This window comes from Rhodopirellula sp. UBA1907, assembly GCF_002337565.1.
Classification (GTDB): Bacteria; Planctomycetota; Planctomycetia; order Pirellulales; family Pirellulaceae; genus Rhodopirellula; species Rhodopirellula europaea.
Map to the genome: position 1 here is coordinate 94,206 of NZ_DDGH01000084.1, position 17,611 is coordinate 111,816.

Below are 17,611 nucleotides of genomic sequence, written 5' to 3' on the forward strand. Positions count from 1 at the left end.
TCATTCACCGACGTTTCGCTGATGCCGCTCGCCTATCCGCTGACCCATTTTGAAGAGCTGATGCTGCATCAAGACAGCAATGCTTTTCCAACGAACTGCTTTGTTCGTATGCGGTTCCGCGGACGTTTCGATGAGACCGGTTTCCGTGCGGCGGCACTCACGGCGGTTGCACGGCACCCGTTGCTGCATGCGCGGGTTCAGCGACATCGTGGACGGTATCACTGGCGCGTCGACGAGCCGGAACCCAGCATCACTTGGTGCGATGGAACCGCCACCGAACAACCGTCCTTTCGCCGGTTGGACCTCGAACTGGAACACGGTCTGAAATTCGCGGTTTGTTTGTACGAAGACGAATCCGAGTTGATGGTCCAGTTTCATCATGCTTGTTGTGACGGACTCGCGATCTTCCAGGTGGTTCATGAATTGTTGTTGGCCTACGCCATGGAGGTCGATGCGAATGCAGACGTTTCGCTTCCAGAGGTCGACCTGAGTTTGCTTCGGGACCGTGGTTCGCTTGGATTGACCGCGGGCAGCTTTTTGCGACTTGCTTCACGCCAAGCCGTTGGCCTTCGTGGAGTTTGGCAGTTCCTGACGCGAAAACCGTCGCATTTGTTGCCGCATCGTGTGCCCCAGCGTGAGGAACCCGCACCGGTGAGCTTTCCGACGGTGATCGCTCACCACTTTGAACCAGAGGTTTCGGCGGGAGTGCGAAGAACTGCCAAACGCGAAAAAGTGACCCAGAACGACCTGCTGATCCGCGATCTGTTTCTGGCGTTGGAAGAGTTTCGTCGATCGCAGGGTGTACACGATCCAGCAGGCTGGCTGCGATTGATGATCCCAGTCAGCTTGAGACGAAAGCATCAGTACCAGGCACCCGCTGCCAACATTGTCAGCTCCGTGTTCTTGGACCGGCGGGCGACCGACATGGAAGATCCGGAGCACCTGCTTCAAGACCTCAGCGAAGAGATGAGTCTGATCAAACATCGCCAACTGAATCATTTGTTCCTGTATTCCCTTTGGGCCCAGCGATTGGTGCCGCGTGGATTGCAGCGGACCGCGAGACCGAAACGCTGCCAAACGACCGTCGTTTTCACCAACCTCAGTCGCGTTTTCTCGAGATCACCCTTGCCACGGCAAGAAGGACGGCTTCGATGCGGGAATGTGGTGCTGCATTCCGTCGAAGCAATTCCGCCGATCGCGAGACATTTGAATGCGGCGTTTGGCGTCAGTTGGTACGCCAAACAAATGACGATCACGCTGCACCACGATCCGCGAGCGGTGTCGACGAAAGCCGCTCAGGAATTGCTCGATCAGTTGGTCCGGCGAATACGAGAGTCCGTGACGGAGGAGTGATCTTTCCTCGTGACGAAAGACGCGTTGTTCACCGGGTGTGTCTGTTCGCGGCGGCCAACATGAAATTCGCGTAGGCGTCGGCGCATTGGTCGACGTCGTGCCATTTGGCGATGTGCTCTGCCGCTGCTGCTCCTGTTTGCTGGCGAGTAAGTTCATCACAGGCCAACTCGCGAAGGGCTTTCGCGAGTCCGGTGTTGGACGAAAGCTCGATGGGGATCTTCATCAGAGAGTCATCCGGGTAGTCCAGCGCGGATCCGGAATCGAAGACGACACAGGGCTTGCCCGCACCCATCGCTCGGATCAGTGTTGCCGACGATTCGCCAGCGGAAGGGAAACGCAGATTGACCACAACATCACTGTGATCGATGAATGCCTGGAAGGTGTCCATCTCGACTCGGCCGGTCACGTGCATCTGGTTTGCCAGCCCGGACTCAATGGCAAGTTCCCTCAGACCGAGTGAATCAGGCAATTCGCCGACCACCCACAATTCAAACGGCGGGATTCGGTCTTTGATGGAACCCAGGGCGGAAATGAGACAATCCACTCGCTTCTGGACGGTTGCCAATCCCAACGCGACGAAGATCATTCGATCAGGGTGCATTCCAAGTCGCTTGCGAACCTCGCCAGGATTCATTTCAGTGAGCGGCGTTGCTGGCGAATATAGCAGTGGGATTCTTTGAACAGGAATGTCCGGCAGCAGGTCTCGGACTCGGTACATCGAGTCGAAGGAATGCACGATCACGGCTTCCGCGTTCTGCAAGGCGGGGGCGGTCATCGGCAAGCCGAACCGAAAGGCATCGCCTGACAATTCCCGTTCGGCTAGATCGGCGATCACCGCGCCCAACGGTCCGTGGTGTTCGATGGCGAGCTCGTGGAACGTTTGTGAATCGCCTCGCCGGAGGAAGGCTTGTTCGAAGAGATGGTGCAGCACTCTGTCGTGCAACACGACGACACCGGGATGCCGCATCGCTTCCTGAACGACGTAGTCGTGGATGCTGCTGTTACCGAGATGGTAGAGCCGGGGAGTCGCACGGTCTCGTTCCTGATTGGACTTCCATTCGCTGAGTCGTTCGACCGCGAAACCAAAATGCTCCGGAGGCGGTGCGTCGTCGGCAATGATGTAGGTGGCGTTCAGCCGGGAGGCCAGTGAAGGAGCCAGTTCGGCGGCGTAGTCCGCGATGCCGGAGGCCGTTGGTGGAAGCGGGGTGAAGATCGCCCAGTCGCCAGCAAATGCACGCTCCTTTGCGGGTGGATCGGATAGCGAGTTGCTCGTCGAGGACGTGTCTTCGAGGATCCTTTGTCGCAGCAGGCGAGCCCGAAGTTCCTCGATCGGGACGCCGTACAACTCCAGCAACGCAGCATGATGCTGATGAAGGATTCGTTGAACTTCCTGCAGGCTGAATTGGCGATGCGGTGCACCGGGATCTCGGCCGATCAAAACGCCGATCTTTTCGAATATCTTGCTGAACACCGAACTTGCCAATCTTGCTTGCGGGGCGTTCGTGGCCGCTGCTGAAACCCTGCGGACTCACTCAAACGCTTTGCAATCCGTTCTAACCTTTGGGTGTCGCCACGAATAGCAACTGCTCGAAGAGATGCTACTCTGCGAGATGCTTCTCAGACAAACGCTGCTCCGGTAGACTCGACACACGCATTGGGCGACGAGCAAATTCCGCAAACCTTTTCGACTGACAATGGACGGAGTCATGTATTACGCGATCAATTCGCCAGCGCTTTCGCACAATGCGTTTGACGATGAAACCATCGTCATCCATTTCGCGACCGGGAACTACTTCAGTTTGCGAGCGATGGCCGAAGCGATTTGGCAAGGTCTTGAAAAGCAACCGTTGACGGTCCCCGCAATTGTCGACGCGGTCGAGGGAGCACCCCCGGAGGCGGCTGCCGAAGTGGAGAACTTTCTGGAACAACTGCTGAAGAATGATCTGATCTGTGAATCACCGGATCATTCCAGCTCCGAATCGGTCGAGAGCCTTGGAGCTTGGCGCACGCCGACGATGGAAGTCTTCGACGATATGAAGAACATGTTGCTCGGGGATGTGATTCACGACACCGACAAGGCTGGTTGGCCTCAGATGGTTCAAGACGACCAGACCGCTCCTGGCACTCCCTGACCTCGGGACAGTGGTGATTGGTCCCGATCATTGCGAGAGATGACATGACGACAACCACCACTTGCGACGATTCACAGGCTGCTTTGAAGCGGCAGTTTGACCGTGTGGCCGAATCGGATGGCTTGGTCGAAAGGCGATTGTCGATTGGTGGACGTCAGGTCTGTTTGAAGTTTGCTGGCCAGTCATTGCTGCGTCGTTTGATGCCCGCATTGGATCACCATCCAGAAGGCAGCGGCCAAGCCGAACTGACCATTCATTTCTGGGACAGTGCCACGCCTCCCGTGGAATACTCGTTGGCGGAATGGACGGGTTTGCAATCGGTCATTCGTCCGGTCGACGATGCCTGCTGGACGCTGATCGAACCGGGCATCGGTTTATTCAGTCGGCTGACGCAGGATGGGAACGCGTTTGTCTGCTGTCGAAATGGCGATGAGCTGCCGGTTTGGGAATCTGCGGTCCCGCTGCGATCGTTGTTGAATGCTTGGTTTGCACCACAGGGTAGCGTGGTGCATGGTGCTGCCGTGGGAAACGATCAGACGGCGGTTCTCCTGGCGGGAGTGGGCGGGTCCGGGAAATCCAGCACCGCGCTGACGTGTCTGGCTGAGCCGGATCTTTATCATTTGGGGGATGACTTGGTCATGCTCACCAACGATTCGCAGCCCTTGGTCAACAGCCTTTACAACTCGGCGAAATTGTTGCCGGATAACCTGCGTCGTTTCAGCGATCTGTCGCTGTCGGTCAATCCGAATCTGCCACGCAACCCAGAAAAAGAGACCTACTTTTTGTTCCCGCAATTCGCTGAGAAATTGGCGATGCAGCGACCGTTGAAAGCAATCCTGTTGCCGCGAGTCAGTGGCGAAGCTCAAACAAGTCTGGTCCCGGCGACTCAAGCGGAAGCATGGCACGCGATCGTGCCCGTCACGTTGACGCTGTTGGGCGGGACGCGGCCTGAGAACATTCAGTCGATTGTGGAGATCATCAAACGTGTTCCGGTCTATCGCTTGAATTTGGGCTCCGACCGCAGCGGGATTGCTCCGATCATTCGTCAGGTTTTGGACGGGCTCGAGACGGAAGCAGGAGCCTCGTCATGACGGAAACGATCAGCGTGGTGATCCCGGCCTACAACGCCGAACCGTTTCTGGCGGAGGCGATTGAGAGTTGTCTTGCACAAACGCGGCTACCCGATCAGATCATCGTGATCGACGATGGATCAACCGATCGCACGGGGGAGGTCGCACGTTCGTTCGCGGATAGCGTCACGCTGATTTCTTTGGAAAGAAGCGGTGCTGGAGTCGCTCGCAATGCAGGCTTGGCTGCGGCGGCAGGGGACTACATCGCAATGCTGGATGCCGATGATCGAATGACGTCGAATCGGCTTCAATTGCAAATGGAGTTGCTTGATTCCCGTCCGGAAGTTGGCATCGCCTTTGGCCATCAACTGATTTTTCAAGATGGGGAAGACCCGGCGGAGCATCATGCAAATGGCACGGGGCGTGTGCTGACTCAATGCGTCACGGGAACGGTGACTTGCCGTCGAAGTGTCTTCGATGCTGTCGGACCTTTTTCGAATGACCCTAACACGATCGAGGTGCTCGACTGGTTTGCCCGGATCGACGACCAAGGCATTCTCAAGGCCAGCGTCGAGGAGGTTGTCCTCTATCGACGTCACCATGAAAACAACTGGTCCACTCAGAATCAGAATCGCTTGAAGTACGTTCACATGCTGAAAACGGTCTTGGACCGGAGACGCGCTCAGTGAAGTTTTTGGCGCGTTGGATGGACGGGGATCAGGCTTGGCCACGCGGTTGTTGGCCGAATGAAGCACAACGATTGTTGCTGCAAGCATGTTTGCTCGAGGACGATGCCGCCGCGACACAAGCTTGGCGGAAATGGGAAGAGTTGGTCCCGTGGGACTTCATCGACTTTGGTTCCCATCGATTGCTGTTGTTGCTGCACGATCGTTTGCGACGCCTTGGACTGACATCCAAGGATCAAGGTCGGCTGGCAGGAGTGGCACGGTACTACTGGGTGCAGACGGAACTGCGTCAGCGACAAGCGATGGGGATTCTTCAATTGTTTGAGAAGGCCCAGATCCCAACGTTGTTGCTCAAAGGAGCGGCACTGAACGCGACGGTGTACCGGACTGGGTTTCGGGCCATGAACGACCTCGATGTGGCGGTTCGCCGGGAAGATGCTCCGAGGGCGGTTCAGCTTTTGAACGAAGCGGGAACCGCACCTCCGCGGAACGTGTCGGAGGAATCGTTTCGTCATGGCCATGGCACCAACTTCAGTTTGGCCGATGGCACCGAGGTTGATCTTCACTGGGACTTCTTTCACAGTCGGTCACTATCAGCCGCTCAGCAACAATCGCTGTGGGACGCCAGTTTGCCAGTGAAGATTGGACCCGCCAGCAGTCGTGTTTTGTGTCCCGCCGATCAGTTGTTGCATACGTGTGAGCATGGTGTTCGATACAACGAAACCCCTCCGTTTCGTTGGCTGGCAGACGCTTTTCAAATCACGCGAGCGGCGGGAACCGAGATGGATTGGCAGCGGATTGCCAGTCAGGCGACGGAATACAACGCTGTGCTGCAAGTTCGTCGAAGTCTGCAATGGCTGAACGAGCACTTGGATTTGCCGATTCCAGACGAGGCATTGGCAAACTTGGATGACCAAGAAGTGTCGCTTGCCAATCGGATGGAGTACCGAGTGACGGGGCAACGCGGACTCGCCGGGCAACATACTTTTTGGCAGACATTCCCCGAGCACGTTTTCGCGTGGCATCGTCAGGGGCGTCCTGGTTCGCTTGCTAAATATCACTGCTTGCAACACAATATCAGCCAGAATCATCGGTCTCGATTCGCTGAATTCATGAAGCTCGGCATGCTGCAAACCGTGTCGCGTGTGAAAGCGGTGGTTCCATCGATTCGAAAGAGACAGCGTTTCGTCGTCAGCACATTAGCGGACGATGAGATGATTGGTTGTCATGAAGTCGAACGATCGGGGCATCGAACGTTTCGTTGGACCAGTGGTGAATCAACGTTGGTCGTGACGCTCCCACGCGGTGAGTACGACGTGGATGTTCACGTGTTTTCGTGGCGTGATTGGGGATCCGATTTGGCGTCGGAATTAAAAGTTGATTTCAACCGACATGGTTGCCTGGTCACGCCGGTAGGGGATCGCAATCGTGTTTTGCGGTTTTCAATCCAGCGTGATATGTTCTGCCCCGCGTCGCAGCAACGGCTGACATTTCGATGTGGCAGTTTTCGAGATGTGCCGGAAGAGGAAACGCGACATCTTGGGCTTCCGTTGCAATCGGTTTGCTTTCGCCCACGAAAATGCGGTGGCACGGAGTCGTGAAAAGCACAACCGCATCATCGCCCGTTCCATCGCGTCTCGACTTGTTGGGTCCGACCAACCTATTCATTGAAAGAGAATTGATGTCCAACCAGCGTTCTGTTGGTGTTGTGCCGGGATCAACGGATTCAACGGGGATTCAGACCGATCGCTACGAAATTCCATCCAATCCACAAGGCCGAATTCGGCTCGCGCCGCAAACGACGTTCACGATGCATCGCAGCGGATGGGCTGGAGCGATGGATGCGTTGATACCGGAACACAATGTTAACGGGGTGATCTTCGATGGCTTTTTGGATCGCCTCTTCGATCCTCATTGGCCGCATGAGACGGGACCAACGTTGCCGCTGACTCAGCCTTGGACGGGTGTCTTTCACAATCCGCCCGATATGGAGGGTTGGCACAGTCCGTCTGGGGCTCCTCGACGTCTGATTGCCTCCGCTGCGTTTCGCGACAGCATGCCGGCATGTCGAGGGCTTTTCACCCTATCGGATTACTTGTCCGATTTTCTTACGAAGGAAACCGGACTGCTCACCTCGACGCTCAGGCTTCCAACGGAAATTCCTGAACGGCTGTTTTGCATGGATGCGTTTGCGAACGAAGCGGAAAAGAAAGTTGTGATGGTCGGTTGGTGGCTGCGGAAGTTGGCTGCCATCTATTTTCTTCCCTTGGACCATGCCAGTGGGTTTCGAAAGTATCGACTGATCAGCAACCCATGCACCGAGTTGGAACACGCGAGTCTGTTGAAACAAGAGTTCGTGCGGCAGTCGATGGCTCTTCGGCAACCGCTCTTGCCCGCCTATCGTGACAACACTTTCGCATTGCCGCGGCACGATGATTCTGAATATGACGAGTTGCTTTCCAAAAGCATCGTGTTTCTCGACCTCTATGATGCATCCGCCAACAATGCCGTGGTGGAATGCATCGCACGTGCGACCCCAATGCTGATCAATCGCATTGCACCCGTCGAAGAATACTTGGGTGCGGACTACCCGTTTTACTTTGAGTCGTTGGACGAGGCCGCTCGAAAGGCTCAAGACTTGAACCTGGTCGCAGCAACTCACGAGTATCTGATGCAGTGTCCGATGCGGAAGAAGCTTTCACCGTCGACTTTTCTTGACGATCTTCGTAACAGTGATGTTTACCAGAACCTGAAGATCTGATCCGTCTTCGTTTGCGATTCATAACCAGACTGATCATGAAAGCGACTCGGCAATTTTTTGAACTGACCCCAACGACCTCCCAATCATTCACAACGTGACTACACAAGTGAACAACCGCACCCAACGACGAATCTTGATCGACGGCACGAAGTTGGCCGATTCGGTGTCCGATGGGATTCGTCGGTTTGTCTCAGGGCTCCTGGGGGCGATGCGATCCGTCGCGGATCTGCATCCCGAGTGTTGCGTGGATGTTCATGTTGGTTCGCGTATGATTCCGCTCGCCGAAATTGATTCGTGGTTGACTCTACCGGAGCCAGCACCGACCGGCGCCATGCAGTTTTTGCGTGGGACGTTGGATCTGATTCGATTGCAGCATCAGGTACGGACGTCGCAGTACGATGTCGTCCATCAAACCATGCCGAATACCTTTGACACGTTTCGTCGTTTCCGAGGCGGACGCTTGGTCACGGTGCATGATCTTTCGCATTTGGCATGCCCCCAGTGGCAAGCCGCCGTCAACAGCGAAAGCCTGGAGCGAGGGCTGCGTGATGCGACGCAGAGAAACGCGTGGTTCAGCACCGACACGGATTTCATTCGCCAGGAAATGATTTCGCGTTGTGGTCTCTCGAACATCGCCGTCACCGGTGCCGGTTGCGATCGATCGCTTTTCCATTCGCGGTATTCGCAAGAATCCAAAGACGCTGTTCGGCGGAAGTATGCGATGCCCGACGCTCCGTTTTTGCTTTCGGTGGGGACGTTGGAACCGCGAAAAAATTTGTTGGGGACGGTGCGAGCCTATCGCCGGTTGTTGGAAACGAATCTGCAGACTCCGATTGAACTGGTCATCGTCGGCAAATACGGATGGGGCGATCTCGATGAGGTGTACGCCGCCGCGAAAAATTGTGATCGAATCCACTGGCTGGGCAGTGTTCCGGATCAGGATTTGCCTTTGATTTATGCTCAAGCGGAGGCCTTGTCGTATGTCTCGCACTACGAAGGATTTGGCTTGCCACCACTGGAATCGATGAATTGTGGCGTGCCAGTGATTTACGGTTCAGGAACCGCGGTGGCCGAGGTTGTGGCGGACGCCGGTTGGGCGGCTGATCCCAATGACATCGTGCAGATCTGTGACTGTTTCGTTGAACTGGTCACTCGACCTGATCTTCGCGAAGAACGGTCTCGCAAGGCGATTGCACGGGCGGAGCTGTTTGATTGGCAACGCGTGGCCGAAGCGATGTGGGAGCAATACATGCTCGTCGCGGAAAGCTCTGCCTCTCGGTTGGCAGGTTGATGCGAGTCAGGATCGCAAGCCGATGAGCGTTCCGAAAATCCTGCACCAAACGTGGAAAGATGAACGCGTTCCGGATGACTTTTCGGAATGTGTCCAGTCCTGGAGGACTCACCATCCGGATTGGCAGTTTCGATTGTGGACTGACCAAGACAACCGCGAATTGATCGCGGAAGAATACGCTTGGTTCTTGGAGACGTATGATGGCTATCCAACGGCCATCCAACGCGCCGATGCCATTCGGTATTTCATTCTTCATCGGTTCGGAGGCATGTATGTGGATCTGGACTTCATTTGTCTGAAGCCTCTCGATCTGCTGCTCGAAGATCGAGACTGCGTCGTCGGGATGGAACCACCTCAGCACTGTCGGCATCATCGAGTTCCCAATCTGTTGTGCAACGCACTGATGGCGTCGGCACCCGGACATCCTTTCTTTGAACGCGTGATCCGGCGATTGCCCGATTTCGTTGATCACGTCGAGAACAAAGAGCCGATTCTCAGCAGCACCGGACCGATCATGATGACGCGGGTCTTGGACGATTTTGAGACGCCCGAATCTGTCACGCTGCTTCCCTCTCGATTCTTGTATCCGTTGACGATGCACCAAGCGGCCCAGTACCGGCTGGCCGGGCATGTGGGCGTCGACCTTTCGGATGCGTTCGCGATTCACCTTTTCCATGGCACTTGGTGGAGGACCGATCGATGGGATCGAAATTGGCGAGGCTACTACAAGCTGAAGTCTTTGATTCAGCGGCGTGTCAGCGGACTTTGGGCTCGCGTATTGGGCAGGCCACGCTCTTAGCTTCTGAGCCGGATCGCCCGGAAAGCGTTGCTTGATCGAGCCAGATTGGTCGACTCTCGCGGGGGGAACGCCGGTCGGATCTCAATTGCGACCGGGGCTGGTTCCCTGCTATATCGAGCCGCAGCGTCTCTGCCCACGCGGCCGGAAACTTGTGTTTTCCGCATCCAGCCTGAGTTACCCAACATGCTACGTCGATGAAACTGTTTCTGATCCTGCTTCGATCGTCCTGGATTTCTGGTCTGGTTTCCGGACTTTTGGGAGCGTTCAGCGGTGTGGCGAATCTCGGCTTGATCATGCTGATCCACCACGCTTTGACGGGTGACCCGTCCGAGGCGGGTTCGTTGCCATACTTATTCGCTGGTGCGTGTGTTTTGGTGCTGATCACTCAAGTGACGGCCAAGTGCTTGCTCGTTCAGTTGTCCCAGGCAACGGCCGCTCGATTGCGTTACGAGCTGTGTACAAAGATCATTTCGGCTCCTTTGCCGACATTGGAATCCGTCGGATCGCATCGGTTGTTGGCTGCATTGATCAACGACGTCAACGCGATCACGTCGGCCTTGTCCGCGTTTCCTGCTGCTTGTGCCAACGCGATGGTGTTGGTTTGTGGACTGGTGTACTTGGCGACACTGTCCGTGCCATTGGCGGGCGGGACGATCGTGATGGCAGGCATCGGCGTGTTCACGTTCATGACCGGACTGCGGTTCGCCAACCGGCATCTGCGTCAGGCTCGGGAAGACCAAGACGAAGTCGTCAAGCAATTGCGTGCCATGATCGATGGCATCAAAGAACTCAAAGGCAACAACATGCGATGTCTGGACTTTGTCTACGACGTTCTGTTGCCAGCCGACACAAAGATGCGTCACAGCCTGATCATTGGTTCGAACATTCAGGGTTTTGCCCACAGTTGGGGACGACTGTTTCTGTTCATCGGCATCGGGTTGTTGCTGTTTGCTTGGCCGCAAATCGCGACCGTGTCGACGGCGACTTTGACCGGATATGTCCTGACGATTTTGTATCTAACTTATCCGTTGGATGGAATTTTGGGTTGGTTGCCGGCGATGAATGGTGCCTCAATCGCGGTCGCCAAAATCGAGAAGCTGGGTTTGATGATCGATCAGCCGGAACAGCAGACCTCGCACGTCGCACCGACCAAGTTTGAATCGCTTGAGATGCGAAGTGTCACCTATCGGTACGATTCATCCGGCGACGAATGCTTTGCACTGGGACCTGTGGATCTGACGCTCTCGCCCGGCGAGATTTTGTTCATCGCGGGTGGCAACGGCAGTGGAAAAACAACGCTCGCGAAATTGTTGACTGGACTTTATGTTCCCAATGCGGGCGAAGTGTGCTGGAACGGACGGGACGTGACCGACAAGGTTCGAGCCGATTATCGCCAGCTCTTTTCGACTGTCTTTGTGGAAGGCCACTTGTTCGATCGGTTGTTGGGAGTCGATGTCACGCCCGGCGAGTTGGAGCGTTGGATCTCTCTGTTGGGAATGGAAGAGAAGGTCGACGTGCAAACCGGTCGACTGTTAACGCAAGAACTCTCCCGCGGCCAGCACAAACGTTTGGCATTGTTGGTGGCGGCGCTCGACGATCGTCCGATCTTTGTTTTCGATGAATGGGCCGCCGAACAAGATCCGGGATTCAAGGATGTCTTCTACCAACAGATCCTGCCGGAGCTTCGCCGGATCGGCAAAACGGTTGTTGCGATCACGCATGACGACCGCTATTTCTCCGTCGCGACGCGAGTGCTGAGGGTCGTGGATGGTCGCTTGACTCATGCGACCGAGAAAGCGGCTGATTCGTTGCACGTCATCCACAGGAACGCAGCGTGATTCAACTGCATGGCCTTCGCAAAGATTATCGGGTCGGTGATCACGATCTGCCGGTGCTCAAGGGCATCACGCTGAACATCGAAGCGGGGGAATATGTTGCGTTGATGGGATCGTCGGGTTCGGGAAAGACAACCCTGATGAACCTGCTGGGGAGTTTGGATCATCCGACCGATGGCGACTACCATCTGGCCGGGATTGATGTTTCGAGTCTGACACCGTTGGAACTCGCCGCGTTTCGAAGCCAGCATATCGGGTTTGTCTTTCAGAATTTCAACCTGCTGCCACGTGCGACCGCGTTGGACAACGTGATGCTGCCGACGATCTATGCGTCGGATGGAAGGTCACGACGCGAGTGCATCGAAGACGCGACGAAGTTGTTGGAGTCCGTCGGTTTGGGAGGTCGCCTGGACCACATGCCCAATCAATTGTCGGGCGGCGAACGACAGCGAATCGCGATCGCTCGAGCGTTGATGAACCGCCCCAAGCTGTTGTTGGCCGATGAGCCAACCGGGAATTTGGACACGGTCACGGAACAAGAGATTCTGGCGTTGTTTCGTCAGCTCAATCAAGAACACGGCATCACGTTGGTGGTGGTCACGCACGATGCGGAGGTCGCTCATGAAGCCGACCGAGTCGTGCGAATGAAAGATGGATTGGTGTCAGAAGATGTTCGGCAACGAGCGTCCACCGTCGACCGTTCGAGGCTCGCGAATTCCAGGTCAGAACCTCTGCGTGAGCCGGCTTCTGCCTGGTCGCTGCCGGCGACTTGGAATGCGGTGATCGTGGCTGTCTTGGCACTTCGTCGCAATGCATTGCGGACCGTGCTGACGATGCTGGGCGTGATCATCGGTGTCGCCTCAGTGATTTCGACAATGGAACTGAGTGCCGGTGCTTCTACAGCGATTGAAGAGACCGTCGCAAGCATGGGAGCCAGCATGCTGACGATCAGTCCCGGCAAAGCGTCCAGCACCAGTGGGCGTCAGCGTCCGATCCAGATCATTCCCGATGATGTCGTTGCAGTCGCCGAGCAGTGCTCGGCCGTCAAGGTCGCGGCTCCGCTTGTGTATTCCCAAGTCCAATTGGTCCGCCAGAACCGCCGTTGGAGCCCCAATCTGGCTCTCGGGACTACGTCGCAATACTTGGCGGCAAGGAACTGGGATCAGTTGGAGCTGGGAACGCCGTTCACGCAGGAACAAGTTCTCGATGCGGCCAAGGTTTGCATCTTGGGCAAAACCGTCGCTCACGAATTGTTTGATTCGGAGTACCCGATCGGCGAAGAAATTCGCGTCAACGGGGTTCCGCTCCGCGTGGTCGGCGTCCTCACCGAAAAGGGCGGGGATGTGATCGGGAACGACCAAGATGACATCATCATCGGACCGTGGACGACGTTCAAACTTCGAGTGAACAGCAGCACGGGCGCGACTGCTCAGTTCAGCACGTTCGCGGATCAGATGCCACCGATGCAACTGGCATCAACCAGGCGGTCGACGCAGCGAGAAGAGATTCATCAGATCTATGTGGAGGCCGAATCGCCGGATCACGTGGAGTTGGCTCGTCAGCAGATCACGCAGTTGCTCTCGCGCCGACACAACGTCGAACCGGCGGGTGCCTATCGCATCAACGACATCACCGAAGTTTCCAAAGTGGTCGGGCAAGTCGTGGGTGGCGTTTCCGCTTTGGGGCTGGTAATCGCCGGCGTCTCGCTGATGGTGGGCGGCGTAGGAATCATGAACATCATGTTGGTCTCCGTCACCGAGCGGACGCGTGAGATTGGTTTGCGGATGGCAGTCGGAGCCAACCGCAGTGCGATCCTGCGTCAGTTTCTGATCGAGGCGACCGTGTTGTGCGTGGTCGGCGGGTTCCTCGGCATTTTCGCGGGCCACATGTGGTCCATGTTGGTCGGCCGGGTGATCGGGTGGCCGACTGCGATGTCGATCTGGGCGCCGATTGTTGCCGTGACCGTTGCCGCGTCAGTGGGCATCGTGTTTGGCTACTACCCAGCCCGGACGGCGTCCCGGTTGAATCCGATCGATGCGTTGCGGTACGAGTGATCGCGAAAGATGATCAGGGGTTGCAAGGATTCAGACAGGCCCCAGCCAAGGTGCTGGCTAGGCACATGAGACTTTCGAAAACAGTTGGCGGCACGTGTCGATCGCTTCTCGAGGGATTTTCGTGGCAGCCCAATTGCCGTCGAGGTAGTGCCCCAACTCGGTTGGGCAGAGATCTTGGTTGGTCATCAATTTCGACAGTGCACGTGAACTCGTGCGAATGGTGATCGTTTTGGGGCAGGGAAGTCCGTGGGCAACTTCCAATCTTGCTGATCCTTGGCGACTGACCACACGCCATTGCCCACCACCAGGGCCCAGGATGTTCAGGCCAAGCAATGCTTGAGACTGCGTTTCGGTCTGCTTCGCTTCATCCTGCTGCATGGATGCAACGGTTGCATCTCGCAAGTAATCGACTAAGTGATTGATGGACGCGACCCCGGGATTGCGACGCTTGCCCCATCGATCCGCCAGTCCAAAGGCGAGGTAGCGATGGACCACCGTTTCGTCGATCTCTGGACAAGGAAGATCAGCGGTGAAGGCGAGCAGGTTTGAGTTGTCGAACGTCGGATCGGTGGTGTTGTAAGACTCGTACAAGGAAACGCCGGAGAAGTAGTTCCGTTCGAAGCCATTCAGCTCATTGCTTGGAACGTCGATGTCACCGCAGTATTGAACCCCGGTGGAGTTGAAGTACGAGCAGCAGCAATCGATGATTTTTCGCGGCGTCAGATGAACCCGCGGAGTCAAATGGTACGTTTGCCCGTGAGCTTCCGGTGTGTCGAGAAGCCGCGACACCACGTCGGCCACCCAGTCAATCGGTACGACGTTGCGGCGTTCGTCTCCGGTCATCGGAAGTCGAATGGGAGTGTGGCGGACTCCGTTTTGATCTGGTTCTACCATCGGCACCAGCAGCGCCATCAATCGCAGGTAGGTGTGCAGGCCGTGGTAGCTGGTCGTGTGCCCGGTTTGAGAATCGCCGGAGATCACAGCGGGTCGGTAAACGGTCAGTTGATCGATAAACGACGCTGCCCGAACGGCTTGTTCCGCTTCGAACTTGCTCTGCTCGTAGTCGTTCCGGAAACTCTGTCCGACATCCAAATCCGATTCGCGAACCAAGTCGGTTCGGTTGCCGCAAACGTAGGCGGTGGAGAGATAATGAAAGTCTCGGATGTCAGTTTTGCGGCAGAATGCCAAGACATTTTTGGTGCCATCCAGATTGGTTTTCCAGGGGTCTCCGGAGCGGTCCGAGCCTTGAAATTTGAGCACCGCTGCACCGTGGATCATCCGGTCGCAGTTTTGACGCACCCAATCGGTCGCACCAGCACTGAGGCCAAGGTTGGGCTGGACGATGTCGCCTTCCAAGCAAACCGGGCGAGGCAGTTCACGGCCCAACTCCGATTCAAATCGTTGCAGGATCGCTTCAACACGTTCGTGTGCTGTGTTCTTCTTGGTGCTTCTCGCGATCACCGCGACGCGTTTGCCGCTCATCATCGCGTTGCGAAGCAGGTACTGGCCGACCAGACCAGTCGCGCTGGTCATCAAGGTGTATTGATGGTTGCCAATAACCATAGAGAACAGACGACACGAGGTGCCAAGAGGGCCACGGATGAAATGTGAGGGGGCGGAGATGGTCGCGGGTGATTGTAGTGGTCGCCATGAACAAGCTGCAAGGCACTTTCCAGCGAGTTGGACAGGCCGCTTCATCGGACCGTCGCCTCACCGAACTTTGAGTTCCGTTGAGATTCGCTGGAGTGGCATGGCGCCCCGGCCTTGAGGATCTTGCAGTTCGATCAAGTCGTCTGATTTGAGCACGAGCGCGTAGCAAATCGGGGGTGATTTCTCTGCGATCGCGGTTTCGAACGTTTCGCGAGTGACGGCGGGGACCGAGCTTTCGAATTCGATCAATTCGCTCTTGGATTCCGTCATGCACAGCTCCTTGTCTTTGTGAGTCCAGGTTCCTCGTTCGCGGCTGGTCACACTGTACAGTTGTTTGTTTGAGTTTCCGGCCAATATCGTCAGCGTGGAATAGGTCTCGTACGTGCCGTCAGCGTCGAAGCGATACGTGCTCCGGCTGCTTCCCGCGTTTCCGCTGGCGTAGGCTTCTTTCAATTCAAAACGCCAATTGCCGACGATCGGTGAAGCCGACTTCGCTGGTTTGGCTTCTGCTGGTTGCTTTGTCTTGTCGTTCGCCATGGTCGCTGGCGATTCTGCTTTCTCGGCGACCGGTTTCAGTGGTAGATCGAGAGCCCGCAGTTCCGAACTTGAAACCACACACGCGAAGTGGCCCATTGGAATCGGTGCACCCAGCCCGCTGTATTGGTCGACTTTGGCTCCGGACTTCCAGTCGACCAGTGTTCTGCCATCGATCAAGAGATAATCGTCGTCGCAAAAGATGGCACCGTTGCTGGTGCCGACACCGCTGATTTCGGTGTCTTGAATCCATTCGTTTTTGCGAAGATCCAGAATCAGAACGCGACCGATCGAAGACAAATAGAGTTTGTCTTCGCTGGGATTGAAGGAGAGCTTGGGATAGTAAATGCGTCCGAGATCGCTCAGCGATTGTGACCCGGTGACCTTACCTTCCAGCAGATCGACCATCACCAGTTGCGTTGCCGAAGCGATCGCCAATTGGCTCAGGTCAGCGTTCGTGTGCCAGTAGGGTGGCGACCCCATTTCGATTTGCCAAAGTGCACGTCGTTGTGGCATTTGCCAAGCCACAATGTGCCCACCTTTGCTGCAAGTGATCAAACGGTTGTCGGGGCCGGCGGTCGCGAAACGGATGCCTGGGTTGGATTGACCCGCGTAGGGTTTCCAGATGTCGCCGCGTTGCACCTTGCCATCGCGGATGTCCCAAGATTGCAAGTCCTCGTTGGTGGTCGTTCGATCCTTGCCCATGCCAATCATCACGACCGTGCTGCCATCGCCGAGGATGGCGATCGGTTGCATGGCGGTTCCTGGAACAGCAGGCAACTCGGTCAGTTGACCGGTGCGGAAGTCGCCAATCATCAAACGAGTTTGAGCCGACGGCCCACTGCCGCTGATGTCGCCGACGGCTGCTTTCATCAACAGGCTGTTCGCGGCGTGAGCCTGCCGGTTTCCATGCGGTTTCGGCAGAGCGACTGGGTTTGGTTCGAACTCCGGTGACTTTGGATCGGAGACTTTCAATTTCCATGCGGTGTTTGAAAACTTCAAACGTGGGGCGGAGTCGAGTTCCGCCGCTGGATCACTTGAAACCTCGATTGGTTTCGGCTGGTCGGTTCCCGGCGAGCGTGAGGACGGAGGAGGCGGGGCCGGAGATGAAGGGGCGGACTCCAGGTTTTTCAGATAGGTTTGATCGGCGTCGCTGAGCCGATCACTTGGGATCTCAATCTTGCGTCCTGAACTTGTCTGCAAGACGACCTTCTTGCCGACCTGTTCGATCAGTTTCGCGGTGACTTGAAAGCGACCGCTGGAATCCTTCCACACTCGTTCCGTGCTCGACAGATTGTCTTGCGCCGCTGCGAAGGTCAGGCAGAACAACAGCGACGGAATGATTCCAATGGCGATGCGGAACATACGTGGCTTTCAACGGTTCGAACGACGGGTTGAATATGCGAGCGAGGGACGCATTGTACCGTTGTTCAAAGCAAGAGTTGT

General features: G+C 56.2%; 13 protein-coding genes. 10 read left to right on the forward strand and 3 right to left on the reverse strand.

Translation table 11 applies throughout. The annotated features are described in order from the left end of the window. Positions 1–21 precede the first annotated feature (21 nt). The gene (locus B2R17_RS18870) at positions 22–1,353 is read left to right on the forward strand and encodes a chromosome condensation protein (RefSeq protein ID WP_286765180.1); all 1,332 of its coding nucleotides are present in this window, start codon (positions 22–24) and stop codon (positions 1,351–1,353) included. A gap of 28 nt (positions 1,354–1,381) precedes the next feature. Here B2R17_RS18870 and B2R17_RS18875 read toward each other — a convergent pair whose 3' ends face one another. Next, entirely contained in the window at positions 1,382–2,824 is a 1,443-nt protein-coding gene (locus tag B2R17_RS18875) for a glycosyltransferase family 4 protein (RefSeq protein WP_286765181.1), read from the reverse strand. A 235-nt stretch (positions 2,825–3,059) separates the two neighbouring features. On the opposite strand from B2R17_RS18875, the gene B2R17_RS18880 reads away from it, so the two are divergent. The 9 genes from B2R17_RS18880 (at position 3,060) to B2R17_RS18920 (ending at position 13,981) form a co-directional block, all read left to right on the forward strand. Continuing rightward, positions 3,060–3,485 (forward strand): PqqD family protein, encoded by a 426-nt coding sequence (locus tag B2R17_RS18880; RefSeq protein WP_286765182.1) that lies wholly within the window; start codon positions 3,060–3,062, stop codon positions 3,483–3,485. A gap of 44 nt (positions 3,486–3,529) precedes the next feature. Then, entirely contained in the window at positions 3,530–4,576 is a 1,047-nt protein-coding gene (locus tag B2R17_RS18885) for a serine kinase (RefSeq protein ID WP_286765183.1), read from the forward strand. Beyond that, on the forward strand, positions 4,573–5,244 hold the full coding sequence (locus B2R17_RS18890) for a glycosyltransferase family 2 protein (protein ID WP_286765184.1): 672 nt from the start codon (positions 4,573–4,575) through the stop codon (positions 5,242–5,244). The genes B2R17_RS18885 and B2R17_RS18890 overlap by 4 nt, the downstream gene beginning before the upstream one ends. Positions 5,245–5,315: 71 nt before the next feature. After that, the gene (locus B2R17_RS18895) at positions 5,316–6,842 is read left to right on the forward strand and encodes a nucleotidyltransferase domain-containing protein (RefSeq protein WP_286765185.1); all 1,527 of its coding nucleotides are present in this window, start codon (positions 5,316–5,318) and stop codon (positions 6,840–6,842) included. Positions 6,843–6,922: 80 nt separating this feature from the next. Next, positions 6,923–8,002: a hypothetical protein gene (locus B2R17_RS18900; RefSeq protein ID WP_236616246.1), complete on the forward strand. Its 1,080-nt coding sequence runs from the start codon at positions 6,923–6,925 to the stop codon at positions 8,000–8,002. Positions 8,003–8,096: 94 nt separating this feature from the next. Then, complete coding sequence (locus B2R17_RS18905; protein WP_286765186.1) at positions 8,097–9,293, forward strand: glycosyltransferase family 4 protein; 1,197 nt, start codon at positions 8,097–8,099, stop codon at positions 9,291–9,293. Between the two features lie 22 nt (positions 9,294–9,315). Further along, entirely contained in the window at positions 9,316–10,092 is a 777-nt protein-coding gene (locus B2R17_RS18910; protein ID WP_286765187.1) for a glycosyltransferase family 32 protein, read from the forward strand. A 194-nt stretch (positions 10,093–10,286) separates the two neighbouring features. Further along, entirely contained in the window at positions 10,287–11,930 is a 1,644-nt protein-coding gene (locus B2R17_RS18915; protein ID WP_286765188.1) for a cyclic peptide export ABC transporter, read from the forward strand. Then, a complete protein-coding gene (locus B2R17_RS18920) occupies positions 11,927–13,981 on the forward strand; it encodes an ABC transporter permease (protein ID WP_286765189.1) in 2,055 nt (684 codons plus the stop codon). The genes B2R17_RS18915 and B2R17_RS18920 overlap by 4 nt, the downstream gene beginning before the upstream one ends. 57 nt (positions 13,982–14,038) lie before the next feature. Here B2R17_RS18920 and B2R17_RS18925 read toward each other — a convergent pair whose 3' ends face one another. Both B2R17_RS18925 and B2R17_RS18930 read right to left on the reverse strand, forming a co-directional pair. After that, positions 14,039–15,514 (reverse strand): SDR family oxidoreductase, encoded by a 1,476-nt coding sequence (locus B2R17_RS18925; protein WP_286765190.1) that lies wholly within the window; start codon positions 15,512–15,514, stop codon positions 14,039–14,041. 177 nt (positions 15,515–15,691) lie between these two features. Next, entirely contained in the window at positions 15,692–17,530 is a 1,839-nt protein-coding gene (locus B2R17_RS18930; RefSeq protein WP_286765191.1) for an SHD1 domain-containing protein, read from the reverse strand. Positions 17,531–17,611 lie beyond the last annotated feature (81 nt).

Bases quoted from the DNA above. Each gene is read 5' to 3' on its own strand.
- B2R17_RS18880 (WP_286765182.1), top strand. From the start codon at position 3,060: ATGTATTACGCGATCAATTCGCCAGCGCTTTCGCACAATGCGTTTGAC.
- B2R17_RS18890 (WP_286765184.1), top strand. From the start codon at position 4,573: ATGACGGAAACGATCAGCGTGGTGATCCCGGCCTACAACGCCGAACCG.
- B2R17_RS18915 (WP_286765188.1), top strand. From the start codon at position 10,287: ATGAAACTGTTTCTGATCCTGCTTCGATCGTCCTGGATTTCTGGTCTG.
- B2R17_RS18870 (WP_286765180.1), top strand. From the start codon at position 22: ATGCCGCTCGCCTATCCGCTGACCCATTTTGAAGAGCTGATGCTGCAT.
- B2R17_RS18925 (WP_286765190.1), bottom strand. From the start codon at position 15,514: ATGACCAGCGCGACTGGTCTGGTCGGCCAGTACCTGCTTCGCAACGCG.
- B2R17_RS18885 (WP_286765183.1), top strand. From the start codon at position 3,530: ATGACGACAACCACCACTTGCGACGATTCACAGGCTGCTTTGAAGCGG.
- B2R17_RS18910 (WP_286765187.1), top strand. From the start codon at position 9,316: ATGAGCGTTCCGAAAATCCTGCACCAAACGTGGAAAGATGAACGCGTT.
- B2R17_RS18900 (WP_236616246.1), top strand. From the start codon at position 6,923: ATGTCCAACCAGCGTTCTGTTGGTGTTGTGCCGGGATCAACGGATTCA.
- B2R17_RS18930 (WP_286765191.1), bottom strand. From the start codon at position 17,530: ATGTTCCGCATCGCCATTGGAATCATTCCGTCGCTGTTGTTCTGCCTG.